This window comes from Marinobacter goseongensis (assembly GCF_023156235.1).
In the GTDB taxonomy this organism is placed as follows: Bacteria; Pseudomonadota; Gammaproteobacteria; order Pseudomonadales; family Oleiphilaceae; genus Marinobacter; species Marinobacter goseongensis.
In genome coordinates, this window is the sequence record NZ_JAKZAI010000007.1 from 64,304 (window position 1) to 87,354 (window position 23,051).

20 protein-coding genes are annotated in these 23,051 nt (G+C 59.9%); 14 read left to right on the forward strand and 6 right to left on the reverse strand.

Annotation, left to right across the window (positions count from 1 at the left end; all coding sequences use genetic code 11):
- Position 1 precedes the first annotated feature (1 nt).
- From MLC70_RS07970 to epmB, 3 genes are all read right to left on the reverse strand, one after another.
- Positions 2-2,086, reverse strand: a complete 2,085-nt coding sequence (locus MLC70_RS07970; protein ID WP_248182846.1) for an EAL domain-containing response regulator — start codon at positions 2,084-2,086, stop codon at positions 2-4.
- A gap of 65 nt (positions 2,087-2,151) precedes the next feature.
- Positions 2,152-3,951, reverse strand: a complete 1,800-nt coding sequence (locus MLC70_RS07975; protein WP_248182848.1) for a GTPase — start codon at positions 3,949-3,951, stop codon at positions 2,152-2,154.
- A 217-nt stretch (positions 3,952-4,168) separates the two neighbouring features.
- Positions 4,169-5,209, reverse strand: coding sequence for an EF-P beta-lysylation protein EpmB (gene epmB, locus MLC70_RS07980; protein ID WP_248182851.1), 1,041 nt, complete (start codon positions 5,207-5,209; stop codon positions 4,169-4,171).
- A gap of 45 nt (positions 5,210-5,254) precedes the next feature.
- Between epmB and efp the strand changes: the two genes are divergently transcribed.
- Together efp and epmA are read left to right on the forward strand one after the other, a co-directional pair.
- Positions 5,255-5,830: an elongation factor P gene (gene efp / locus MLC70_RS07985; protein WP_248182853.1), complete on the forward strand. Its 576-nt coding sequence runs from the start codon at positions 5,255-5,257 to the stop codon at positions 5,828-5,830.
- A 9-nt stretch (positions 5,831-5,839) separates the two neighbouring features.
- Entirely contained in the window at positions 5,840-6,814 is a 975-nt protein-coding gene (gene epmA, locus MLC70_RS07990) for an EF-P lysine aminoacylase EpmA (protein WP_248182855.1), read from the forward strand.
- Positions 6,815-6,865: 51 nt separating this feature from the next.
- Here the strand turns inward: epmA and asd are convergent, their stop codons facing one another.
- The gene (asd, locus tag MLC70_RS07995; RefSeq protein ID WP_248182858.1) at positions 6,866-7,726 is read right to left on the reverse strand and encodes an archaetidylserine decarboxylase; all 861 of its coding nucleotides are present in this window, start codon (positions 7,724-7,726) and stop codon (positions 6,866-6,868) included.
- A 145-nt stretch (positions 7,727-7,871) separates the two neighbouring features.
- Between asd and motA the strand changes: the two genes are divergently transcribed.
- Positions 7,872-8,723, forward strand: coding sequence for a flagellar motor stator protein MotA (motA, locus tag MLC70_RS08000; protein WP_248182860.1), 852 nt, complete (start codon positions 7,872-7,874; stop codon positions 8,721-8,723).
- A 55-nt stretch (positions 8,724-8,778) separates the two neighbouring features.
- The gene (motB, locus tag MLC70_RS08005) at positions 8,779-9,738 is read left to right on the forward strand and encodes a flagellar motor protein MotB (protein WP_248182861.1); all 960 of its coding nucleotides are present in this window, start codon (positions 8,779-8,781) and stop codon (positions 9,736-9,738) included.
- A gap of 15 nt (positions 9,739-9,753) precedes the next feature.
- On the opposite strand, the gene rsgA is transcribed toward motB, so the two are convergent.
- Positions 9,754-10,809, reverse strand: coding sequence for a small ribosomal subunit biogenesis GTPase RsgA (gene rsgA / locus MLC70_RS08010; RefSeq protein ID WP_248182862.1), 1,056 nt, complete (start codon positions 10,807-10,809; stop codon positions 9,754-9,756).
- 165 nt (positions 10,810-10,974) lie between these two features.
- On the opposite strand from rsgA, the gene orn reads away from it, so the two are divergent.
- Positions 10,975-11,517, forward strand: coding sequence for an oligoribonuclease (gene orn / locus MLC70_RS08015; RefSeq protein WP_248183069.1), 543 nt, complete (start codon positions 10,975-10,977; stop codon positions 11,515-11,517).
- Here the strand turns inward: orn and queG are convergent.
- Entirely contained in the window at positions 11,512-12,576 is a 1,065-nt protein-coding gene (queG, locus tag MLC70_RS08020) for a tRNA epoxyqueuosine(34) reductase QueG (RefSeq protein WP_248182863.1), read from the reverse strand. The two genes, orn and queG, sit on opposite strands and share 6 nt — an antisense overlap.
- Positions 12,577-12,707: 131 nt before the next feature.
- Between queG and MLC70_RS08025 the strand changes: the two genes are divergently transcribed.
- The 9 genes from MLC70_RS08025 to hflC all read left to right on the forward strand — a co-directional run bounded on the left by MLC70_RS08025 (position 12,708) and on the right by hflC (position 23,022).
- Complete coding sequence (locus MLC70_RS08025) at positions 12,708-14,270, forward strand: NAD(P)H-hydrate dehydratase (RefSeq protein ID WP_248182864.1); 1,563 nt, start codon at positions 12,708-12,710, stop codon at positions 14,268-14,270.
- Positions 14,271-14,275: 5 nt separating this feature from the next.
- Positions 14,276-14,770 carry a tRNA (adenosine(37)-N6)-threonylcarbamoyltransferase complex ATPase subunit type 1 TsaE gene (gene tsaE / locus MLC70_RS08030; protein ID WP_248182866.1) on the forward strand — a complete coding sequence of 165 codons (495 nt, stop codon included), beginning with the start codon at positions 14,276-14,278 and terminating at the stop codon, positions 14,768-14,770.
- A gap of 60 nt (positions 14,771-14,830) precedes the next feature.
- A complete protein-coding gene (locus MLC70_RS08035) occupies positions 14,831-16,174 on the forward strand; it encodes an N-acetylmuramoyl-L-alanine amidase (protein ID WP_427902098.1) in 1,344 nt (447 codons plus the stop codon).
- Positions 16,175-16,194: 20 nt separating this feature from the next.
- On the forward strand, positions 16,195-18,114 hold the full coding sequence (gene mutL / locus MLC70_RS08040) for a DNA mismatch repair endonuclease MutL (RefSeq protein ID WP_248182867.1): 1,920 nt from the start codon (positions 16,195-16,197) through the stop codon (positions 18,112-18,114).
- Positions 18,115-18,171: 57 nt separating this feature from the next.
- The gene (gene miaA / locus MLC70_RS08045; protein ID WP_248183074.1) at positions 18,172-19,170 is read left to right on the forward strand and encodes a tRNA (adenosine(37)-N6)-dimethylallyltransferase MiaA; all 999 of its coding nucleotides are present in this window, start codon (positions 18,172-18,174) and stop codon (positions 19,168-19,170) included.
- Positions 19,171-19,204: 34 nt separating this feature from the next.
- Positions 19,205-19,456, forward strand: coding sequence for an RNA chaperone Hfq (hfq, locus tag MLC70_RS08050; RefSeq protein WP_248182869.1), 252 nt, complete (start codon positions 19,205-19,207; stop codon positions 19,454-19,456).
- A gap of 121 nt (positions 19,457-19,577) precedes the next feature.
- Entirely contained in the window at positions 19,578-20,876 is a 1,299-nt protein-coding gene (gene hflX / locus MLC70_RS08055; protein WP_248182871.1) for a ribosome rescue GTPase HflX, read from the forward strand.
- A gap of 77 nt (positions 20,877-20,953) precedes the next feature.
- Positions 20,954-22,144 (forward strand): FtsH protease activity modulator HflK, encoded by a 1,191-nt coding sequence (gene hflK, locus MLC70_RS08060; protein WP_248182872.1) that lies wholly within the window; start codon positions 20,954-20,956, stop codon positions 22,142-22,144.
- Positions 22,145-22,146: 2 nt separating this feature from the next.
- Entirely contained in the window at positions 22,147-23,022 is an 876-nt protein-coding gene (hflC, locus tag MLC70_RS08065; protein WP_248182873.1) for a protease modulator HflC, read from the forward strand.
- Positions 23,023-23,051 lie beyond the last annotated feature (29 nt).

A 23,051-nucleotide genomic window follows, 5' to 3' on the forward strand; every position in this document is an offset into this window, starting at 1 on the left:
GTCAGTGATCCCCGAAGTCATAGTTCATTTCCGGAACCGGTGCCTGCAGATAGTAACCCTGAATGTAGTTCACGCCCGCCTGCCACAGGGTGGCGAGCACGCCCGCGTTTTCCACCAGCGGAATGATGGTCAGTTTGTCCGAGCTTTGCAGGCTCTTGACCATTTCCTTGACCTCTGTTTTGGCTTCCTCGCTTTTCTGGATCTCTTCGGTGAACGAGCCGTCGATCTTCACGTAGTCCACTTCAATGTGCTTGAGGGTGTTGAACGGGTTCAGTGCACATCCGAACTGGCTGATCGACACCTTGCAATGCAGCTCGTGAACCGCCTTGGCAAACTCCTTGGCCTGTTTCATGAAGTTGTTGGCATCGCTCTCACGGATCTGGAAAATCAGCGAGTCACCAGGAAGTCTCGCAGCCTTTAGAGCGACACTGAGCCAGGGCGTGAAGGTTTTGTCTTCCAGGGTTTCGCCGGTGATGTTGAGGAACAGCCGGGTGTCGTGCCCCCGTGAGCGGTGGCTGGACAATTGCTTGATGGTTTGCAGGATGACCCAGCGATCGATCTTGATGGACATGTCCGTAGGACCCGCGGGCGGCAGGAAGTCGTACGGAGAGACCTCTTCGCCATCCTTGTCCAGCATTCGAACCAGAGCCTCGTAGTGTTCTTCGCCCTCACCACGCAGATTGATGATTGGCTGGAACAGCAGGCGGAAGCGGTTTTCATCCAGTGCTTGCTGGATGGCCTCTGCTGAGTTGCCTTCATCCAGCGTTTCGTAGTCAGCAGGGTTGTAAATCAGCACGCCGTTGCCATTGGCGTGGCCCTCTGTCTTCTTGAGCTCTGACGAGGCCGTGTGGGCACGCCCCATGACATCGGGTGCCTTGGGCGAATTCTCGGTAATGGCGGCAACGCCGATGCTGAGGGTAAGTTGCACCGTGCGCCCGTTGATTTCAAACAGGTGATCCTCAACGGCCTTGCAGAGGCGCTTGCACTCGGCTGCCAGCGCCTTGTCATCGCCGGGCTGGCAGAGCAGGCAGAAGGCGTCATCGCTCAGGCGCGCCAGAATAGCGTTGTCTGGTGCGTGTTCGCGAAGAATGTTAGCCAGGTCGCCCAGCAGCAGATCCGCGCCGGCAATGCCTACCTGACCTTTCAGGCTCATGAAATTGTCCAGCGCGATGTACGCCAGCGCGCCAGTCTCATTGTCCCTGCCGGCTTTGGCCACCGCTTGGCCTAGCGCATCCATCAGATGCTGGCGATTGTACAGACCGGTCAGCAAATCCTGGCTACTGATCTGGCGCAGCTTCTCTTCCAGTTCCGCATCACTGTGCTCCGGTTGCAATACGATCTGGGTGCAGAGCTCACCGTCGTAGGTCGCGGCGGACACCGACATGACCACGTTCAGTTCGTGGTCATCGCTGCGACGGGCAACACAGTTAAGGGTCATGCCGTCTTCACCGCTCTCGGTGAACGCCTTCATGAATTCCCGGTATTTGTCCTGACTTTCGGGGTTGAGGGTGTCGAGCACCGGAATGCAGATCAGGTCATCGATATCGTCGTAGCCGAGGAATTCCATGTACGACTGGTTGGCGTAGATGTGCATGCCATCGTTAATGTAGGCAATGGCGTCTTTCGAGCTTTCCAACAGCAGCTGGCAGCGCTGCTCTGCTTCTCGCAGATGAGATTCCAGTGTCCGCCTCCGGCGGCGCCCCTCGAGAGCGGCCAATTCGCGGTTAACCACCAGCACCAGTTGGTCGGTGTAATCGAACGGCACGGTGTCCTGGCCGCCAGCCCGCATCACCGCGACGGTTCGTTCGCGGCTGTACTCATCGGTCAGCAGAACGAAAGGAATGTCCTTGTCGAGGCGATGGATCATCGCGAGGGCATCGTCAGCGCTGAATTCCTGCTCGATGTCGCGGGCCAGGAGCAGGTCCCAGCTTCCGCTCTTCAGCGTTTCTTCCAGGTCTTCTTCGGACGTAATGCGATGGGCCCGCGTGGCTTTTCCGGAATTCCTCAGCAGACTGACCAGCGACTCGGCGTCGTTCTGTGATGGATCCAGGATCAGAAGGTGTACGGTCGTGTTCTTTTTCTGCATTCGTCAGACGTCTCGTGATAGGCGTGGACAGTGCCTCCCCGACGACGGCACCGGAGGTGCTGAAGCTACAGCGAGGGCCACAGAGAGTCAAATTCATCCCCGCTGGAGCCGGCCGCCGGAGGCGCGGTACTGCTGCCGGTGGTGCCGGAATTCATCAGTTTGAGCTCAAACTGGCTGACGCTGCCGGTGGCCGACAGCTTCTGCAACAACTGGCCGTTGTCTTCGCGGCCATCATGAAGCAGAGAGATCCGGCTACCGGACTGAAAAGGGAGCCTCGGTGTTATCAGTGTAGCAGCCTGGTTGGCCACACTGATCTCCGGTAGCAACAGACCTCGCAGAAACTCGCTGCTGTTGCCGATTTTCTGGATCAGTCGCACGCCACAGGGGGAGGCGCTGGGTGCCAGCAGCTCGATGCCGATCTGCGTGCCCTGGCTGCGGACCTGTCGTATCCAGCGAACAACTGCCACGCTCCAGGGGTGGGTGGACTGCTCCCGCACTCCGAGAATTTCTCCGGCCTGCAATGACGATGGCACATTGTTTTCCCAGGCTACGCAATAGCCCCCGGGGCTGGTGTTGACCAGCAGTGCCCGGTGAGACTGGGGAGCCGCCTTGTCGGACCCGGTCTGGGGCACCTGACCGTGGCTGCCACGGAAATTGATGGGGGCGTCGGAAGCGTGCGTGCGATCATCCGCCGGTGCTGCATCGTGTGCTCCGGCCCAGGCGTCATCCGCGCGGGAAGAGCGCATGAACACATTGCTCTCGCGGTTATCGCCGTTGTCGTGGCCACTGACAAAATCACTGAAATGTTTCTTGCCGGCGATGAAATAGTGCGCAGCGGTCAGGCCGACACAGAGTTCGAGCGTGCCCTGGCTGGAAATACGGTTGAAATTGCGTTTGGCCAGAATGCCGAGGGCCTGACACAGGTGGGTGAGCAGGGTCTCGCTGACGCGGGGCGGCAACTGCAGCGCGTTTGCGGCGCTTTTGGCATCGATTCCGGCGTGGAGCCCGTCTGCCAGCATGCGGGACAACTTCCGGGTATCAAAGCCGAAGGTGTCTGCGCCGGGTTTCTGCTCAAGCAGGCTGCGGTAAACCGGTGGTGCATCACGTTCCATGTTGACGGCAAACAGGCTTTCGTCGAGATCCGGGCCGCACTGGGTGTGCTCGGTCCAGGTTTCGAACAGCTCGTAGGTTTGCAGCAGCTCGTTCTGTCGCAGCTGGTTAGCCCGGGCGCAGCCCAGCAACAGGATCCGCTTGTAGCTGTCTTCAACCGTGCTGCTGCGGCGGTGCACAAGGGTTTCGTCGTCCACCGTCACCGTGGCCAGCTTGTTGCGGTGGGCGAACCGGAACAGCCGGTGGCACTCCAGCCAGCTGTGCGACGGGCTGGGACAGTAGAGCTGATGGGCCCTGACAATGGTGGCGGCCAGTTCCGAGATGGCCCGGTGCACCGACGTTGCGACGCCTTTGCGGTTTTTGTCGAGGCCGCCGTTATCGAGAAACTCCAGTACGCACAGCTTGTACCCGCTGGCGCAGTGCAGTTGCAGGGCCTGGGACAGATTGGCGATTTTTTTATGTTTCTCTGGCAGTGCTACCGCCATGCCGAGGTAGTGACGGGACAGCTCCGCACAGACAAAGTGGATTTTAGGGCGGATCAGCTCCAGAAACTGCAGGCGCTGCTGAGCCGGGACAAACAGGTGGTTCAGCTCGATGATGGCGTGATAGAGCTGGCGGGACGACTCGCCGATGTTGGCCATTGGTAGCTGGTTGATCCAGTCCCGGAACGCTTTTGGAGACGTCTCGCAAAATGAGAGACTTGCCGTTTTCTGATCAGGAACCCGGAGATCCGGTTTCAGAGTCATTCCTTCCATGAGTACGCGCCAATTGTATGGGCCACAACCGGGACCCTGAGTGTTGTCATATACGGCTGCCGAGGGTTTTGCCCGTTAAATCGGAAAACGCCGTGAATACAGGTTTTTATCGTAGGACAATTTGAACTTTAAAATAGCAAAGGCAGAACAAAAAGCGAGAAAATCACGAGTTCACAAAGTTTCACAAGTGATTCTGGGCCAGCTTTGCCAAAAAAGGTCACGCAAACAGGTCGATGGGGGTCTTGCCGGCTTTGCCGGGAATCTCGCGGACCAGCTTCGGCACCAGAAAGCCCGGCAGACTGGCAAGCATTGTGCGCACCAGGGCCCGGGCGGCGTCATCACTCACATCAAAATGATGCGCGCCTGCAACCGGATCGAAGGCATGGAGGTAATACGGCATAACCCCCGCCTCAAACAGCGCCTCGCTGAGCTCGGTCAGAACCTCGGCGTTGTCATTGACGCCCCGGAGAATGACGCTCTGGTTCAGCAGAGTGGCACCTGCGGCCCGCAGCCTCGCCAACGCCAATCGTGTGGCCAGATCCAGCTCCGCCGGGTGATTGATGTGCAGCACAATCACGGTCTGAAGACGGGTTTCGGGCAGCCAGGCCAATAATGAATCGCAAACCCGTTGCGGAATGACCACCGGCAGGCGCGTGTGGATCCGCAAGCGGCGGATATGGGGAATCTCGCCGATGGCCGCCGTCCAGGCTGCCAGCAGCCGGTCACTGGCTACCAGGGGGTCGCCACCGCTGAAAATCACCTCATTGATCCGGGTATCCTGCCGCAGGGTATCGATCACGCGATCGCGGTCAAGCGGTGACAATCGATGTTCCTCATAAGGGAAATGGCGGCGAAAGCAGTAGCGGCAATTGATGGCGCACTGACCGGTCACCATGAGCAGTGCGCGGCTCTGATATTTTCGGATCAGGCCGGTGGTTTCCGAGGCGGTCACTTCCTGCAACGGATCCGAGACATAGCCGTCTGCCAGAACGCCTTCTTCACTGAGGGGCAGCACCTGGCGTAACAGAGGGTCTTGAGGGTTTCCCCGTGTTATCCGGCTCAGGTAGGGCTCCGGAACCCGTATGGCAAACAGGCGATGACCCTCCTCTGCGCCCTGCAGCCACAGTCGGGGGTCCAGGTCCAGCCGTTCCAGCAGCGCCGTCGGTGAGGTGATGGCCCCGGATAACAACTGCTGCCAGCTGGCGGAGTCGTTATCGGCCGGGCGGGCTTCTATACGGGTGGGGGTTCGCTGTATCATAGCGACCTTTGAAATTTTAATTGCATCTTTTCAGGTGGACATTTCATGGCTTCATATTCTACCAACGAATTCCGCGGCGGTCTTAAGGTTTTGCTGGATGGCGACCCCTGCGTGATTCTTGAGAACGAATTCGTCAAACCGGGCAAAGGCCAGGCCTTTAACCGGGTACGACTGCGTAACCTGATGAGCAACCGGGTGTGGGAGCGCACGTTCAAATCGGGCGAAAGTCTGGAATCCGCCGATGTAATCGAGCAGGACATGGAATACCTGTATACCGATGGCGAGTTCTGGCATTTCATGCTGACGGATGGCTCGTTCGAGCAATACCCGGCAGACGCCAAAGCGGTGGGTGACACCGTAAAGTGGCTGAAAGAGCAGGACGTTTACACGGTGACCCTTTATAACGGTGCGCCGCTCACCGTGAGCCCTCCCAACTTTGTGGAGCTGGAAGTGGTTGATACCGATCCGGGCATGAAAGGCGATACCGCCCAGGGCGGTTCCAAGCCGGCCACGCTGTCTACCGGTGCGGTTGTTAACGTCCCGCTGTTCATCACCATCGGCGAAGTTCTGAAGGTGGATACCCGTTCCGGTGAGTATGTTAACCGCGTCAAGAGCAGCTAGGTTGATCCCGTGACTGATGCACCGGAGTGGCAGCCACGTGCCTCGCTGGGTGCCCTGAAAAGCCGCGCAAGCCAGTCAGCCTGGTTGCGCGGCTTTTTTGCGCAACGGGGCGTGCTGGAAGTGGAAACGCCGGTGCTGGGGCGCCACGGCGTAACCGACCCCAACCTCGATGGTATTGCGGCCAACGCGGCCCCGGTGGCTGGAGCCAGCGGCGGTGGCTGGCTACAGACGTCCCCGGAATACCACATGAAGCGGTTGCTGGCTGCCGGGTCAGGCCCTATCTATCAGGTTGCCCGGGTGTTCCGCGACGGTGAGCGGGGTTCCCGTCATAATCCGGAGTTCTCCCTGCTGGAATGGTACCGACCCGGGTTTACAGATACCGACCTGATGGCGGAGGTCAGCGACCTGGTGGTGGGCTGGCTCGGCTGCGAGCGCCCGAAGGTTCTGAGCTATCGCGACGCCCTTGAGCGGTTCGCCGGTGTCGATCCGTTCCGGGTTGCGGACACCGAACTGAGGCGGCGTTGCGAGCAGTGGCTGGCGCCGGAGCAAACCCTGACACTCGGGCGCGACGGTTGCCTGGATCTGCTGATGAGTTATCTGGTGGAACCCGCGCTGGCGGGATTCGGACCGGTGTTCATCACCGCTTACCCGGAATCCCAGGCGGCCCTGGCGAAAGTCAGCGAGCTTGATGGTGTCCGTCTGGCCCACCGGTTCGAGCTCTACGTGGGTGGGATCGAGCTATGCAACGGCTATTGGGAGCTCACCGATGCCATCGAGCAGCGTCGGCGGTTTGACGAAGACAACCGGGTTCGCCGATTGGCCGGCAAACCGGAAATGGCAGTGGATTCTGCGTTGCTGGCGGCTCTTGAGGCCGGTGTTCCCGACTGTGCCGGTGTGGCTCTGGGACTGGACAGGCTGCTGATGCTGAAATTGGGCAGCAACAACATTGCTGACGTGGTGGCCTTTCCGCTGGAAATCGCCTGACTCCGGCCGCAACCGGAGTCGATGTCGAGGGGGCTGGGCGGGTGGAAGGATTCAGGATCCGGTGGTGCCAAAGGCTTCGCCCATGCGCACCGTTTTGCCCGGTGCCTCGTCGTCATTCCATGCAGCCGCGCCTTTGGGCATGACCAGTACCACGGTGGAGCCCAGCCGGAATCGGCCCATTTCCTCGCCTTTCTCGAATTGAATGGCAGGCTGGTCATCGTCGTAACGGGTACTGGTGACCAGGCCGGTTCCCGGCGCCACCACGCCACCCCAGGTGGTTTCAACGCTGCCCACAATCATCGCCCCGACCAGCACCAGCGCCATCGGGCCGGCATCGGTGTCAAAAATGCAGGCCACCCGCTCGTTACGGGCGAACAGGTTGGGAACGTTTTCCGCCGTCACCGGGTTCACCGAGAACAGCTTGCCGGGCACGTAGACCATCTCCCGTAGCCGGCCGGCCAGGGGCATGTGGATGCGGTGGTAGTCCTTAGGCGATAGGTAAATAGTGGCAAATTCCCCTTCGGTAAACGCTTCCGCGCGCGCATCGTCACCGCCCAGCAACTCGGTGAGACTGAACGACTGGCCTTTGGCCTGAAAAACGCGGTCACCGGTAACCCGGCCGAGCTGGCTGATGGCGCCATCCACCGGGCTGACCAGAACCGAACTGCCGCTGTCCACTGGTCTCAGGCCCGGTTTGAGGGCGCGGGTGAAGAAGGCGTTGAAGCTGGGGTAGGCTTCCGGCTCCGATTCCAGCGCTTCGCTCATGTTTACGCCGTAGCGGCCGATAAACCATCGAATGACGCGGTTCTTGAGCGCCGGCGACCGGTCATTGTCCGCGAGGCGGCCGGCAAGCCGGGAAAGCGCCAGTTGCGGGGTGACGTACTGGCTCAGAACAAAAAGCTTGTCGAACATGAAACGGGTTCCTTTGCGCTCAAAGGCGCGAAGTTTACCAAATACAGCGGCGTGTATAGAAATTGTTTCACCGCTTCTCGGTTGGACCCGGTGCTTGCTATGATCGGGTCAGTTAAAACCACTACATAAGGCGTGTGCTCCCCCCATGTTGCTGATTATCGGTGCGGTTGTAGTCATTGCGAGTGTTCTTGGCGGTTACGTGCTTCACGGCGGAAACCTTGCGGTGCTGTGGCAGCCCACTGAAATCCTGATCATCGGGGGTGCGGCGGTCGGCTCCTTCATCATCTCCAACCCGCTGCACACGGTGAAAGAGGTGTTTCAGGCCTGTCTGCGGCTGCTGACAGGGTCGCCCTACAACAAAGCATTCTATGTAGACCTGCTCAGCCTGCTGTACGACATCTTTGATAAGTCCCGCAAGCAGGGTGTGATGGCCATCGAGGAGGATATCGACGACCCCGAATCCAGCCAGATCTTTTCACGATACCCGGCCATCATGAAATCCAAGCACCTGTTGTCGTTCATCACTGACTATCTGCGCATTATCAGCTCCGGCAACATGGCGACCCATGAGCTGGAGGGCATGATGGAAAACGAGATCGACAGCCGCCAGCATGAGCTGGAAGAGCCTGCCCATGCGGTTAACAAGATTGCCGACGCCCTGCCGGGGCTGGGTATCGTAGCCGCGGTGCTGGGTATCGTGATCACCATGAACTTTCTGACCGAAGGCCCGGAAAAGATCGGCCTGAGCGTCGCAGCGGCGCTGGTCGGTACCTTTCTCGGTATCTGGATGGGCTACGGGTTTGTGGGGCCGACGTCGATTGCCCTGGAACATGCCGCAAAGTACGAATTGAAAGCCTACGAATGTGTGAAAGCCTCGGTTGTCGCCACCGTGTCCGGACAGGCGCCGCAGATGGCCATCGAGTTCGGGCGCAAGGCATTGCCCACCGACAAGCGGCCAGGGTTCCAGGAGCTCAACGACCACGTGCGCTCGAAATAACGTAGCTGACGTAACGAAGCCGACGTAACGACCCCCGGGCTGTTGGAGCAGGTTAGTGGAAGAACAACCGATCATCGTCAAACGCAAGAAGAAGGTTGTCGGGGGCCATCACGGCGGCTCCTGGAAAGTGGCTTTTGCCGACTTTGCCACCGCCATGATGGCGTTCTTTCTGGTGTTATGGCTGACAGCGACCGCAACGCCGGAGCAGAAGCTTGCGGTGGAAGGGTATTTCAAGGATCCGATCGGGTTCACCGAGGGAGGATCGCCCAACCCGGTGGATCTAGAGGGCAGTGCCTCTGTGATCAACGAAAGCACCCAGGATGTCGAGCGGAGCGACATCCAGATTGAGGATCAGGTGGTTGAAGAGCTGGCGGAAACGCTCGAGCAGCGGCAGATGGAGGAGCTGTTCCAGGACCTCAAGGAAAGCATCGAACAGAGTGACACCCTGCAGGAGTTCAAGGATCAGCTGCTGATTGACGTGACCAGCGAAGGCCTGCGTGTCCAGATCGTCGATCGCTCCCAGCGACCGATGTTCGACAGTGGCCGGGCCGAGCTCAAATATTATTCCCAGGACATCCTGTTTGAGCTCGCCAAGCCGCTGGGGGCGGTCAACAATAAGCTCAGCATTACCGGCCATACGGATTCAACACCGTTCAACGGTCGTCCCGGGTACACCAACTGGGAGCTGTCTGCCGATCGCGCCAACACGGCACGCCGGGCGCTGGTGGCCGGTGGTGTGCGCTCGCAGCAGATTGCCCGGGTTGTGGGTTTGAGTGATTCGGTGCTGTTTGATAAGGACGACGCCACCGCACCGGTGAACCGTCGGATCTCGATTATCGTGCTCAACAAGAAAACGGCGGATGGCATTCAGAACGCCGCCGGTCAATCCGATGAGCCATTGATTGACCTGACGCTCCCCACCGAGGCGGAGCAGGACGCAGCTATGAAAAGCCTGGAGCAGGGTGACTGGCTGCAGGAGCGCGAGGCACCGGCTGAGGGTGAGCTGAACTGGTAATCACCCGAGCGGTGTTCAGTCCAGCTTGAGGCCGCGGGCCTGTTGCTCGGTCATGTCTTTGAGAATGCGGTGAAAGCTCTTCAGGCGCGGATAGCTGATGCGCCCCTCTTCCGCGGCCGCATCAATGGCGCAGCCCGGATCCCCCAGATGGCGACAGTTGCGGAACTTGCACTGGCCGATCAGGTCGCGAATTTCCCGAAAGCCATATTCCAGCTCCTGGGGTGTCATGTGCCACAGGCCGAATTCCCGGATCCCGGGAGAGTCAATCAGATCGCCGCCAATCGCCAGATGGAAGAGTTTCGCGGTGGTGGTGGTGTGTGTGCCTTTGCCCGTGCTCTCGGAGAGGGCGCCAACCCGCAGCAACTCATCCGGCAGCAAGGTCTGGATGATCGACGACTTACCGACGCCGGACTGGCCCACGAACACGCTGGTCTGGTTCCGCACCAGATCCTCCACCTGTGGTGAAGGCGTGCTGCCTGAGTCCATTGCGGAGGTGCGCACCACGTCATAGCCCAATGTCTCGTAGCGCTCCAGCAGCTCATCAATGGCCTGCTGGTTGCGGTCTGTCAGCAAATCGGTCTTGTTCAGCAGGATCACCACGGGAATGTCGGTGCTTTCGGCCGCCACCAGATAGCGGTCAATCAGGTTGTCGTGGGGCTCCGGTTCCGGCGCTATCACCAGGATGATGTGGTCGATGTTCGCGGCGACGGGTTTCAGTGCGCCGAAGTTGTCCGGGCGCTGCAGCAGGTTGGTGCGCTCACAGCGGGCAACAATGACCCCGGTCTCGCTTTTGCCGGGGCGCCAGATCACCTTGTCGCCGGTCACCAGACCATCGATGTTGGCCCGTACAAAACAACGTACCACCTGGCCTTGGTTCTCCCCCTCCAACCCTTCCACATCCAGCTGCTGGCCGTAATGGGCGATAATGAGCCCCTGCTGTTCGGGCCCCAGTTCGCCGGCTTCCGTCAGCTCCTCAATGGCCTTTTCCTTCCGCGACACCCGCGCGGTGCGTTCCGCCTGAATTTTCTGGATACGCCATTGTTGCTGTTTGTTCAGTCGCCGCTTTGCCATAGAGAAGTTGCTGAAATCCTGATGAAGGGTAGGTTTTGCTGTGCCATCATACGCTAACCTGAGGATCGCAGCCCGCACGATCGGCATCAACCTCTGAGAATGTATCTGACTTTACGGGCACTGGCGGGTGCCCTGCACCAACCCGACAGTTTCGAGGAATTACGCATGGTGGACGAGAACAACCTGGTATGGATCGACCTGGAGATGACCGGTCTGGATCCGGAAAAAGAAAAAATCATCGAGATGGCGACTATCGTCACCGACTCGGAACTGAACCTGGTGGCCGAGGGGCCGGTGATCGCTATCCATCAACCGGACAGCCTGTTGGACGCCATGGACGAGTGGTGCACCCGGACCCACGGTGAGAGCGGTCTGACCCAGCGGGTGAAAGACAGCAAAATCTCGGAGCGGGAAGCCGAACTGGCAACCATCGAGTTCCTGAAACAGTATGTGGCGCCGGGTAAATCACCGCTATGCGGCAACAGCATCGGCCAGGATCGGCGTTTTCTGGTGAAGTACATGCCGGAACTGGAAGACTTTTTTCATTACCGTAATCTCGACGTCAGCACCATCAAGGAGCTGGCGCGACGGTGGCGGCCGGATGTGCTGGCGGGTGTGAAAAAGAAAGGCAGTCACCTGGCACTGGATGACATTCGCGACTCCATCGACGAGCTGCGCCACTACCGGGCCACCTTCTTCAAACTATAAACCGTGCCGTCTCAGGGCCCATTGCACATGTTCCCGTACCATCTCCGAAGGGTGATCGGCTCGCTGTTTCAGGGCTTCGATCACCGGTATGGTGGAGGGAGCGTTACCAAGGCCGACGGCCAGGTTGCGTAGCCAGCCCTCGTAACCGGTGCGGCGTATGGCAGAGCCTTCGGTGCGCTTGAGGAACTGTTCCTCGGTCCACAGGAACAGCTCGGCCAGCTCGCTGTTGTTCAGGCCGTGGCGTGGCTGGAAGTCCGGCTCCCGGCTGGGTTTGCTGAATTTGTTCCAGGGACACACCAGCTGGCAGTCGTCGCAGCCGAAGACACGGTTGCCCATCAGGGGGCGGAATTCTTCCGGAATGCTGCCTTTCAGCTCAATGGTCAGGTAGCTGATGCAGCGGCGGGCATCCAGCTGGTGTGGTCCGGCGAAGGCGTCCGTGGGGCATAAATCCAGGCAAGCGTTGCAACTGCCGCAGTGATCGGTTTCGAACGGCTCGTCCACTGGCAGCGGCGCGCTGGTGAAAATTTCACCGAGGAAGAAAAACGAGCCGGCCTTGGGGTGAATCAGCATGTTGTTCTTGCCGATCCAGCCCAGGCCTGCGCGCTGGGCCAGCGCGCGTTCCAGAACCGGCGCACTGTCCACGAACGCACGGTGATCGTGGCCACTGACGGCTTCGTCAATGCGTTTGGCCAGAGTCGCCAGGCGCTTGCGGATCAGTTTGTGGTAGTCCCGGCCGAGGGCATAGCGAGTGACATAGGCCCGTTCCCGGTCAGTGAGTGCTTGTTTCGGGTTGTCCGGCGCGGCCAGGTAATCCATGCGAACCGAGATCACCCGCAGGGTGCCCGGTACCAGCGAAGTGGGCGTGTAGCGTTTGTCGCCATGGTCACCCATGTACGCCATCTCGCCGTGATAGCCTTTTGCCAGCCAGCTTTTGAGGCGCTCACCATGCACACCGGTGTCCGGGTGGGTGATGCCCACGTCATTGAAGCCCAGTTCCCGCGCCCAGGTGCGTACGGAATCTGGCAGGTTTTCAATGGCTTCGGCGGATTTCTCGGTCATGTTTGTGCAAACAGCGTGAGCGTACGGAATTTTAATCTGATTAAGTTATGACCTTTTTCTGTGTTTTGCTATGCTTTACAGGTATCTGGCCAATTTTCTTAAACTGATTTCTTTAGCTGGAGCGCGGTTGTATGCGCCTGACTGATCGCCACAGTCTACCAGAAGACCTGTACTCCGCAGACGCTGTGCGGGAGATTGATCGCTATGTGATTGATCAGCAGGGGGTTGATGGATTCGGGCTGATGCAGTCGGCAGCGGCCGCCGTGTTCCGCCGGTTGATGCAGCGGTGGCCCGAGCCAGGCCGGCTTATGGTGCTCTGTGGCGCCGGTAATAACGGCGGTGACGGGTATCTGGTGGCAGCGGCCGCCCAGCGCCACGGTATACCGGTTGATTGCCTGGCCGTTGCACCGGTGGAGAAACTGTCTGGCGATGCCCGCCGGGCCTGGCAGAAAGCCTGCGGTGACAGTGTCGAGGTCAAGGACCTGCAAACGCTGTCCGCCTCGGAGCGTGATCAGCACTTCGCGTCCGCGTCGCTGATTGTGGACGCCATGCTGGGTACGGGTGTGGCCGGCGTGCCCCGGGAACCGTTCGCAGAGATGATCCGGCGATGCCAGCACTCGCCCGCCCCCGTGGTGGCGGTGGATCTGCCGTCCGGGTTGAATGCCACCACCGGTGCGGCGCCGGGTGATGTGGTTCGTGCCGATCTTACCGTGACCTTTATCGGCCTGAAGGCGGGCCTGTTCACGGGTCAGGGGCCGGAAGTGTGTGGGGCTCTCTGTTTTGAGCCTCTGGGAACGGAGCCATGGTTGGCGCATTCTGGCCAGGTGCCAATAGCCCATCGCATTGACTGGCCGATACTGCAGGCGAGCCTGCCCCGCCGGCCACTGACCGCCCACAAGGGGCGGTTCGGGCACGTGCTGGTGGTGGCCGGTGATCGGGGTTTCGGCGGAGCAGGGATCCTGGCGGCTGAGGCGGCGGCCCGCAGCGGCGCCGGCCTGGTTACCCTGGCCACCCGACCCGAGCATGCGGCGCCGGCGTTGGCGCGGTGCCCCTCCATCATGGTGCAGGGGCTGATCCATGGGTCGGAATTGCCCGCCCTGGCGGAGGCGGCGGACGTGATTGTCTGCGGTCCGGGTATTGGCCAGAGCGCCTGGGGCCAGCAAATGTTGCAGCAGGTGGTGGCCAGTGGAAAGCCCCGGGTTCTGGATGCCGATGCGCTGAATCTGATGGCTTCGCGAGTGGCGATTCGGGAGAACGACCACATTCTCACCCCCCATCCCGGGGAGGCGGCGCGGTTGCTGGGTTGCCCGGTGGCGGAAATTGAAGCTGACCGGCTCAAGGCGACGGCGAAACTTTGCGAGGTATACGGTGGCGCGGTGCTGCTGAAAGGCGCCGGTACCGTGGTCGGTTGTGAGGAAGCGCTGCCAGCCATTGTCAGTGGGAGTAATCCGGGTATGGCAACCGGCGGCATGGGGGATGTGCTGGCCGGTATCGTCGGTGCTCTGTACGGCCAGTTCGGGAATCCCTCCACGGCTGCCAGAATGGGCGCAGCCCTGCATCTGGCAGCGGCGCAGCGGGCAACTCTGAGCAAGGGGTACATGGGCCTGCTGCCGACCGATGTGATTGACGCTTTGCCGTCGGTGCTGGCCGAGGCGGAGCAGCTCAACATCTACGAGGGAACACTGGAACCATGATGGCTATGCAATCAACTGAGTCCGGGACCCGGGTTTTTCTCGCCGACGAGGCGGAAACCGAGGCGTTGGGGCAACGGCTTGCGGGCCTGATCAGAGCGGCAGGCCGGGGCGTGACGATCTTTCTCGAGGGTAACCTCGGCATGGGCAAGACCACTCTGAGTCGCGGGCTGATCCGTGGCCTGGGGCATGTGGGGGCGGTCAAAAGCCCTACTTACACGCTGGTGGAGCCCTACGAGCACTTGTGTCCTGCGGCCTATCATTTTGACCTGTACCGATTGGGTGATCCGGAAGAACTGGAGTACATGGGCATTCGCGATTACTTCGAGAGCGGCGCCTTGTGCCTGATCGAGTGGCCGGAGCGGGGGCAGGGGGTTCTGCCGACGGCAGATCTTACGGTTGCCCTGGTGCAGGAGGGCAAGGGGCGTCTTGCGCATATCGTGGCTGGAACGGATGTTGGAGCCAGGTTGGTGGTAGCTTTTAGTAGTGCTGAAACAGGATAATCCGCCTCGATGCGGAACAGGATAAAAAAGCGGGTACGCAGTATGAAAGACATCAAGGCAATGGGAAAATCGCTGGCGTCTGTAGCGCTGATGACATTGCTGGCCTGGCCGGCCGTGCTTTCGGCCGCTACGGGCGTTGAGGGCGCGCGGCTATGGCCTGCTCCCGATCACACGCGGCTGGTGCTGGACACTGCCGCCAAGGTGGACCACAACGTCTTTTCGCTGACCGGCCCAGCGCGGCTGGTGATCGACATGAAGAATGTCGACCTGAGAACCGATTTCTCCGGGCTCGATCTGTCGGGCAGTCCGATCAAGCGAATCCGCAGTGCCCGCCGCAATGGCAATGATCTGCGGGTGGTGCTGGACCTCAAGGACGACATCAAGCCGCGGAGCTTTCAGCTTGAGCCTAATCAACAATACGGTCATCGCCTTGTGGTTGATCTGATTGATGAGGGTGGCCTGAAAACCCAGAAGCCTGCCACACCAACCGTGGCGCAGAACCCGAATGGCAAGCGCGACATTGTCGTGGTGATCGATGCCGGTCACGGTGGTGAAGATCCCGGCGCCATCGGCCCGAGAGGAACCCGCGAGAAAGACGTGGTGTTTTCCATGGCCAAGACCTTGCAGCGTCTGATCAACGAGAATCCGGGATTCACCGCCAAGCTGACCCGTACTGGCGATTACTACATCGACCTGCGCAGCCGCACCTTGCTGGCAAGAAAGCACAATGCGGATCTGTTCGTGTCCGTTCATGCGGACGCATTCCGTACGCCGCAACCCAGCGGCGCGTCGGTGTTCGCCCTGTCAGAGCGGGGGGCAACCAGTGAGTCCGCACGTTGGCTGGCGCAGAGCGAAAACCGCTCGGACCTGATCGGTGGCGCCGGTGGCGTCTCCCTCAACGGGCGCGATGAGATGCTTGCGGGCGTGCTGCTGGATCTCTCCATGACTGCCAGCATCAACTCCAGCCTCGGTGTGGGCAGCTCGATTCTGGGCAAGCTCGGAAACGTGACCAAGCTGCACAAGCGGGGCGTGGAACAGGCGGCCTTCGTGGTATTGAAGTCACCGGATATTCCCTCGTTGCTGGTGGAAGCCGGCTTCATCTCCAATCCGCAGGAGGAACGAAACCTGGCCAGCTCTGCCTACCAACGCAAGCTGGCCAACGCCGTGTTTGATGGTATTTACGATTACTTTGCCAAGACGCCGCCCCCTGGCACCTTGCTGGCCCACCAGAAAGCCAGCGGCAAGATTGGCGGCAGTATCAGTCAGTACCGAATACGCCGCGGAGACACGCTGTCCACGCTGGCGCGGGAGTACCAGACATCCGTCAGCGAGCTGATGCGGTTTAACGGCCTGAACAACGACCGTGTTATGGTAGGGCAAACCATTCGCATTCCCGCATCCTGATCAAGAGGTTCGCCCGTACTATGCCCGCCATACGATTGCTGTCACCACGGCTTGCCAACCAGATTGCGGCCGGCGAAGTGGTGGAGCGCCCGGCCTCCGTGGTCAAGGAACTGGTGGAAAACGCCCTGGATGCCGGCGCCAGCCGTGTCGATATCGATATTGAGCAGGGTGGTGTGAAACTGATCCGGGTGCGGGATGACGGTTTCGGAATCGGAGAAGCCGATCTGCCGCTGGCACTCAGCCGCCACGCCACCAGCAAGATCGAGAGTCTCGACGATCTGGAGGCGGTGGCATCGCTGGGCTTTCGTGGTGAGGCGCTGGCCAGTATCAGTTCCGTATCCAGGCTGGCGCTGACGTCCCGTACCGAGGATCAGGAGGCGGCCTCCCGCGTCGAGGTTGAGGGGCGTGACATGGACGCCCGAATATCCCCGGCGGCGCACCCGATCGGCACCACCGTCGAGGTGCGGGACCTGTTTTTCAATACACCGGCCCGCCGCAAGTTCCTACGCACCGAAAAGACCGAATTCAACCACGTTGACGAGTGCGTGCGCCGGCAGGCTTTGAGCCGTTTCGATGCCGGTTTCACCCTGCGCCACAACCAGCGGGTGATCCAGAGCCTGCGCCCGGCCGCGAATCCGCTGGATAAAGAGCGGCGCATCGGCGCCCTGTGTGGGCAACAGTTTATCGACAACGCCGTGGTCATTGATGCCGAGGCCACGGGCCTGCGACTCTGGGGGTGGGTGGCATTGCCCACCTTCTCCCGCAGTCAGGCCGATCTGCAGTATTTCTTCGTCAATGGCCGCGTAATCCGTGACCGCCTGGTGGCTCATGCAGTGCGCCAGGCCTATCGCGATGTGCTGTACAACAATCGCCACCCGGCATTTGTGCTCTATCTGGAAGTGGATCCGGCCACGGTGGATGTCAACGTGCACCCTACCAAGCACGAGGTGCGATTCCGCGACGGCCGTCTGGTGCACGATTTCATCTTCCGGACGCTGCACAAAGCTCTGGCGGATGTGCGGCCAGACGACCATTTGCGGGGCGCCGTTGCCCAATCTGCGGTGCGCGAAGGTTCGGAGTCAGCCGTTGTAGCGGGCCCGCAATCAGCCTACCCCGGTGTCGCTGGCCAGGCCGAGCGGCCTGCCAGTCGAAGCTGGGGGGAAACGGCATCGGTGTTTGACGCGCATTCGGGCAGTACACAGTCTCAGCCGCCGCAGCACCAGTGGCAGGCGCGGGACCAGATGGGCTTCTATCAATCCCTCAATCAGGGCGGGGGGCTGGTGAATGCTCCCCAGGACGCGCCGGCTCGTGACTTCGCGGCCGGGCAGCCAACACCGCCGGTAGACAGTGAAGCAGAGCCTCCCCTCGGTTATGCGATTGCCCAGCTCCACGGTATCTATATTCTTGCCCAGAGCCGTCAGGGCATGATTGTGGTGGATATGCACGCAGCTCATGAGCGCATCACGTACGAGCGCATGAAGCGGGCACTGGAGGCGCAGGACCTAAAGAGTCAGCCCCTGCTGGTGCCGGTATCACTTGCGGTCAGCCAGAAAGAGGCGGCGCTGGCGGAAACCCACGCCAGCGAGCTTCAGCAACTGGGGCTGCAGGTGGAGCGGATCGGGCCGGAAACCCTGGCCATTCGCCAGGTGCCTGCCCTGTTGCGCGGTGCCGACACCGAGCAGCTTGTTCGGGACGTGTTGGCGGACCTTATCGAGAACGGTCAGAGCGATCGTGTCGAGGCGGTGACCCATGAATTGCTGGGCACAATGGCCTGCCACGGCTCTGTGCGGGCGAACCGTCAGTTGACCATTCCGGAAATGAACACCTTGCTGCGGGATATGGAAGCCACCGAGCGCAGTGGCCAGTGCAATCACGGTCGCCCGACCTGGACGGTGGTGACCTTGTCCGAGCTGGACAAGCTGTTCCTGCGGGGGCGTTGACGTGTGAGGAACGAAATCCCGACCGGAGCACCGTCATTGCCACCGGCCATTTTTCTGATGGGGCCAACCGCGTCTGGTAAGACCGACCTGGCAATGGCGCTGTGTGAGCAGTTGCCCTGTGACATAATCAGCGTCGATTCAGCGATGATATACCGTGGCATGGACATCGGTACCGCCAAGCCCACCGCCTCTGAGCTGGCCCGCGCGCCCCACCAGTTGATCGATATCTGTGATCCGACAGAGCGCTACTCCGCCGCGGATTTCCGCCGTGACGCCCTGAGGGAAATGGCGGAAATCAGCCAGCGAGGCCGTATTCCCCTGTTGGTTGGCGGCACCATGATGTATTTCAAGGCGCTGCTCCATGGCATGTCTGATCTGCCCTCTGCCGACCCGGAGCTGCGGCGGACGCTGGAGCAGGAGGCGGAAGCCCTGGGGTGGGCAGCCCTGCACGATGAGCTCAGGGCCCGCGATCCGGTTGCGGCGGATCTGATCCATCAGAATAACCGGCAGCGTTTGATGCGGGCGCTGGAGGTGATCCGCTTGACCGGCAGGCCCATTTCCGAGCTCTGGCGGGCGCAGGCTGCAGGGGCAGGGAATCGCGGGCCGGTTGGCGCAAATGTCGAGGATTACACCTATTTTACGCAATGGCAGGCAGACGAAACCTCGTCGCTTCCGTATACTGTTGTGCAACTTGCTGTTGCTCCACCTGACAGAAAGGTACTTCACGAACGTATTTCCCGGCGATTTCAGAATATGCTGGATGCGGGCTTCCTTGAGGAAGTCCGCGGATTGATGGGTCGTGAGGATCTGAATGTCAGTCTGCCTTCCATGCGCTGCGTCGGATATCGACAGGCATGGCACTACCTGGCCGGTGATGACGATTACAACACCATGGTCAGCAAGGGAGTGGCAGCAACCCGCCAGCTCGCCAAACGGCAGTTGACCTGGTTGCGAAAGTGGTCCGATGTGACCTGGCTTGCCAGTGATGACGAACATATCATTGAGGCAGCCTTGAAAAATATCAGACTTCGCGCCACATTTAATTCTGAAAAATGACGATCTGCACTTACATATAAACAGGAGAAAACACATGTCAAAAGGGCATTCTTTACAAGACCCTTACCTCAATGCCTTGCGCAAGGAACGCATTCCGGTTTCTATCTTTCTGGTCAATGGCATCAAGCTGCAGGGCCAGATTGAATCCTTTGACCAGTTCGTGATTCTGCTGAAAAACACTGTCAGCCAGATGGTCTACAAACACGCGATTTCGACTGTGGTGCCGGCCCGGAATGTGCGCATTCCCCAGCAGGCTCCCGGCGGAGAGGGTGAGGCTGAAGACTGAGTTGCCCGGTTCTCCGGCATTGCCACCCGCGTTTCCGATGAGCCCGCAAGGGTTCTGAGGATCGCGGGTGTTTGTTTTTATGCACCAGACACTTTTTTGATGACCCAGGAGTTGCTGCCAATTGTTTGAGCGTCCCGACGTTGGTGAACGGGCGATCCTCGTCCACATTGATTTTACCTCTCACGAGGAGTCTGAAGATCCCGATGAGTTCCGCGAGCTGGTCACTTCTGCGGGTGTCGAACCCGTGGGTCTGGTTACGGGCTCGCGAAAACAGCCGAGTCCCAGGCTCTTCGTTGGGGAAGGCAAGCTTGAGGAGATTCGCGACGCGGTCAATGCCAACGAGGCAGACGTGGTGCTGTTCAATCACTCGCTCAGCCCCTCCCAGGAACGCAACATCGAGCGCGAGCTCCAGTGCCGGGTCCTTGACCGGACCGGGGTAATCCTCGATATCTTTGCGCAGCGCGCGCGCACTCACGAAGGCAAACTCCAGGTCGAGCTGGCTCAGCTTGAGCACATGTCGACACGGTTGATCCGTGGCTGGACCCACCTGGAGCGCCAGAAGGGCGGCATCGGCCTGCGCGGGCCGGGTGAAACCCAGCTGGAAACCGACCGGCGGCTGCTGCGTGAGCGGATCAAATCCATTCACAAACGCCTTGAGAAAGTGCGACGGCAGCGCAACCAGGGTCGCCGTGCCCGCAAGCGTGCGGACATTCCCACGGTATCGTTGGTGGGATATACCAACGCAGGCAAGTCCACATTGTTCAACCGTATTACCACTTCGACCGTATATGCTGCAGATCAGCTGTTCGCTACCCTGGATCCGACGCTGCGTCGTCTGGAACTTCCCGATATCGGGGCGGTCGTAATGGCGGACACGGTGGGCTTCATTCGCCATCTGCCTCACAAGCTGGTGGAGGCGTTCCGTGCGACGTTGGAGGAGACCACCCAGGCAACCCTGTTGCTGCACATCATCGACTGTCATGACAGCCGTCGGGATGAAAACATGGAGCAGGTTGAGGAAGTGTTGGCGGAAATCGGAGCAGACGAAATTCCCATGCTTCAGGTGTTCAACAAGATCGATTTGCTGGACGACTTTACCCCCCGTGTGGAACGTAACGAGGATGGACTGCCGGTGAAGGTGTGGCTTTCGGCGGTCAGCGGGCAGGGCATTCAGGGGCTGTTCGACGCGGTTGTCGAACGACTCGCAGAGGATGTGGTCCACCACCATGTCCTGCTGGGGCCGCAAGATGGAAAGTTGCGGGCCCTGCTGCATGAGGCCGGGTCGGTGGTGACTGAAGAGCACCGCGACAGCGGTGACACGGCTCTGGAAGTGCGACTGCAGAATCGCGACTGGCTTCAGTTATTGAGCCGCGCGGATGTGCGTGAACAGGATCTGAGAATTGACGCAGGAACAGAGTAAACGGTATCGCTATTGCCGGGGCGCTTATAAATCCCTAGTATTTGCAGCCATTCTATTAGTCAGGAACGGAGAGCACTATGGCCTGGAATGAACCGGGTGGTAACCGTAACGACAACGATCCCTGGGGAACCGGTGGTGGTCGTCGCGGCAATGATCAGGGTCCGCCAGACCTGGATGAGGCACTGAAAAAAGGCCTCGACAAACTCAACAAGCTGCTGGGCGGCAAGGGCAACCGCTCCGGTGGGTCCGGCGGTGGTTCGTCATCCGGAAACAGCGGTGGGTTCGGCGCCATTCTGGCTTTGGCCGGCATCCTCGTTGTGGGTTATGTCATCTTCCAGTCGTTTTACACGGTAGACGAGCAGGAGCGCGCTGTTGTGCTGCGTTTCGGTGAATTCAGTCGCACCGAGAGCCCGGGTCTGCGTTTCAAGGTTCCGTTGATTGACGACGTCACCAAGGTGCGCGTCACCAACGTGCGCACGGCAGAATCAAGCGGTCAGATGCTGACCCAGGATGAGAACCTGGTGACGGTTGATCTGCAGGTTCAATACCGGGTTGGCGACGCCAAGGCTTACGTCCTCAACATACGTGACTCCAACGAAGCACTGGCGTTTGCCACAGACAGCGCCCTGCGCCATGAAGTCGGCAGCTCCACGCTGGATCAGGTGCTCACCGAGGGGCGTGCCGAGCTGGCGGTTCGTGTCGAGCAACGTCTGCAGACGTTCCTGAGGGATTACGGCGCCGGGCTTGAGATTGTTCGGGTCAACGTTGAAAGCACGCAGCCGCCGGATGCGGTTCAGGATGCGTTCCGTGAGGTTCAGCGTGCCCGCGAAGACGAACAGCGCGTGAAAGAAGAAGCCGAGACCTACCGCAACAAGGTGGTTCCGGAAGCTCGGGGTCAGGCTCAGCGCATGATCGAAGAAGCTCAGGCCTACAAACAGGAGGTCATTGAGCGAGCAAACGGTGAAACCGCCCGTTTCCTTGCAATGCTGGAGGTGTACCGGACGGCCCCTGAGGTAACGCGAGAGCGCATGTATCTGCAGGCTCTTGAGGGTGTGCTTTCCAGCACCAGCAAGGTGCTGGTCGACACCGAGAGCAGTGGCAATATGATGTATCTGCCACTGGATCGGCTGACCCAGAACCGAATGGGAAGCGGCAACAGCAGTTCATCGGGCGGCTCTGACGGTGAGGTCAATATCCAGACATTGACAGATCAGGTCATTCAGGAGCTGCGCGGACGGCAGGATACTGGCATTCGGAGGAGCAGATAATTATGGGACCCAAAGGTGTAGTGGGCCTCGCAGGGGCCCTCATTGTAGTCCTGCTGGTTTTGTCGAGCGTGTACATCATTCCGGAGACCCACCGTGGCGTGAAGCTTCGTTTCGGTGAGTTGGTACAGACCGATCTGCAGGCAGGCCTGCACTTCAAGGTGCCGGTGATTGATCAGATCCGCGAGTTCGATATTCGAGTTCTGACCATGGACCTCCCGTCACGTCAGTACCTGACCATTGAGAAAAAACCGCTGGATGTAGATTCGTACATCGCCTGGAAAATTCTCAACGTCGATCAGTTCTATCGTGCCACCGGTGGTGATGAGTTCCGTGCCCAGTCACTGCTGCAGTCGCGGGTAGACAACGGGCTCCGCGACGAATTCGGTGTTCGCACCATGGTCGAGGTGGTATCGGGGCAGCGCGACGAACTGATGCACACCCTGCGCGATCGGGCGAATGAAACCGCGATTAAGGAATTCGGCATCGAAATTCTGGACATCCGGGTCAAGGCGATCGAGTTCCCGGGCGAGGTCAGCGAGAACGTTTATCGCCGGATGGCGACCGAGCGTGAAAAGCTGGCGCAGGAATTTCGCTCCCGCGGCCGCGAGCTGGCAGAGGGTATTCGCGCTGACGCCGATCGTCAGCGTACGGTGGTGCTGGCAGAGGCGTTCTCCCAGGCAGAGGAGACGCGCGGTGAGGGCGACGGTGAAGCGTCGCGCATCTACGCCGATGCCTATGGCTCTAACCAGGAGTTTTATAGCTTCTATCGCAGTTTGCAGGCCTACCAGAACACGTTCTCAAGCAAGGACGATATCATGGTGATCGACTCTGACAGCGATTTCCTGCGGTACCTCAAGGATCCTCAGGGCGCCCGCTAAGAGGCATTGCCTGAATCCAAAACCGGAAT

Excerpts from the sequence above, each read along its gene's own strand:
- MLC70_RS07970 (WP_248182846.1), bottom strand. The coding sequence starts at position 2,086 with ATGCAGAAAAAGAACACGACCGTACACCTTCTGATCCTGGATCCATCA.
- MLC70_RS07975 (WP_248182848.1), bottom strand. The coding sequence starts at position 3,951 with ATGGAAGGAATGACTCTGAAACCGGATCTCCGGGTTCCTGATCAGAAA.
- epmB (WP_248182851.1), bottom strand. The coding sequence starts at position 5,209 with ATGATACAGCGAACCCCCACCCGTATAGAAGCCCGCCCGGCCGATAAC.
- efp (WP_248182853.1), top strand. The coding sequence starts at position 5,255 with ATGGCTTCATATTCTACCAACGAATTCCGCGGCGGTCTTAAGGTTTTG.
- asd (WP_248182858.1), bottom strand. The coding sequence starts at position 7,726 with ATGTTCGACAAGCTTTTTGTTCTGAGCCAGTACGTCACCCCGCAACTG.
- motA (WP_248182860.1), top strand. The coding sequence starts at position 7,872 with ATGTTGCTGATTATCGGTGCGGTTGTAGTCATTGCGAGTGTTCTTGGC.
- rsgA (WP_248182862.1), bottom strand. The coding sequence starts at position 10,809 with ATGGCAAAGCGGCGACTGAACAAACAGCAACAATGGCGTATCCAGAAA.
- orn (WP_248183069.1), top strand. The coding sequence starts at position 10,975 with ATGGTGGACGAGAACAACCTGGTATGGATCGACCTGGAGATGACCGGT.
- queG (WP_248182863.1), bottom strand. The coding sequence starts at position 12,576 with ATGACCGAGAAATCCGCCGAAGCCATTGAAAACCTGCCAGATTCCGTA.
- MLC70_RS08025 (WP_248182864.1), top strand. The coding sequence starts at position 12,708 with ATGCGCCTGACTGATCGCCACAGTCTACCAGAAGACCTGTACTCCGCA.
- tsaE (WP_248182866.1), top strand. The coding sequence starts at position 14,276 with ATGCAATCAACTGAGTCCGGGACCCGGGTTTTTCTCGCCGACGAGGCG.
- MLC70_RS08035 (WP_427902098.1), top strand. The coding sequence starts at position 14,831 with ATGGGAAAATCGCTGGCGTCTGTAGCGCTGATGACATTGCTGGCCTGG.
- mutL (WP_248182867.1), top strand. The coding sequence starts at position 16,195 with ATGCCCGCCATACGATTGCTGTCACCACGGCTTGCCAACCAGATTGCG.
- miaA (WP_248183074.1), top strand. The coding sequence starts at position 18,172 with ATGGGGCCAACCGCGTCTGGTAAGACCGACCTGGCAATGGCGCTGTGT.
- hfq (WP_248182869.1), top strand. The coding sequence starts at position 19,205 with ATGTCAAAAGGGCATTCTTTACAAGACCCTTACCTCAATGCCTTGCGC.
- hflK (WP_248182872.1), top strand. The coding sequence starts at position 20,954 with ATGGCCTGGAATGAACCGGGTGGTAACCGTAACGACAACGATCCCTGG.
- hflC (WP_248182873.1), top strand. The coding sequence starts at position 22,147 with ATGGGACCCAAAGGTGTAGTGGGCCTCGCAGGGGCCCTCATTGTAGTC.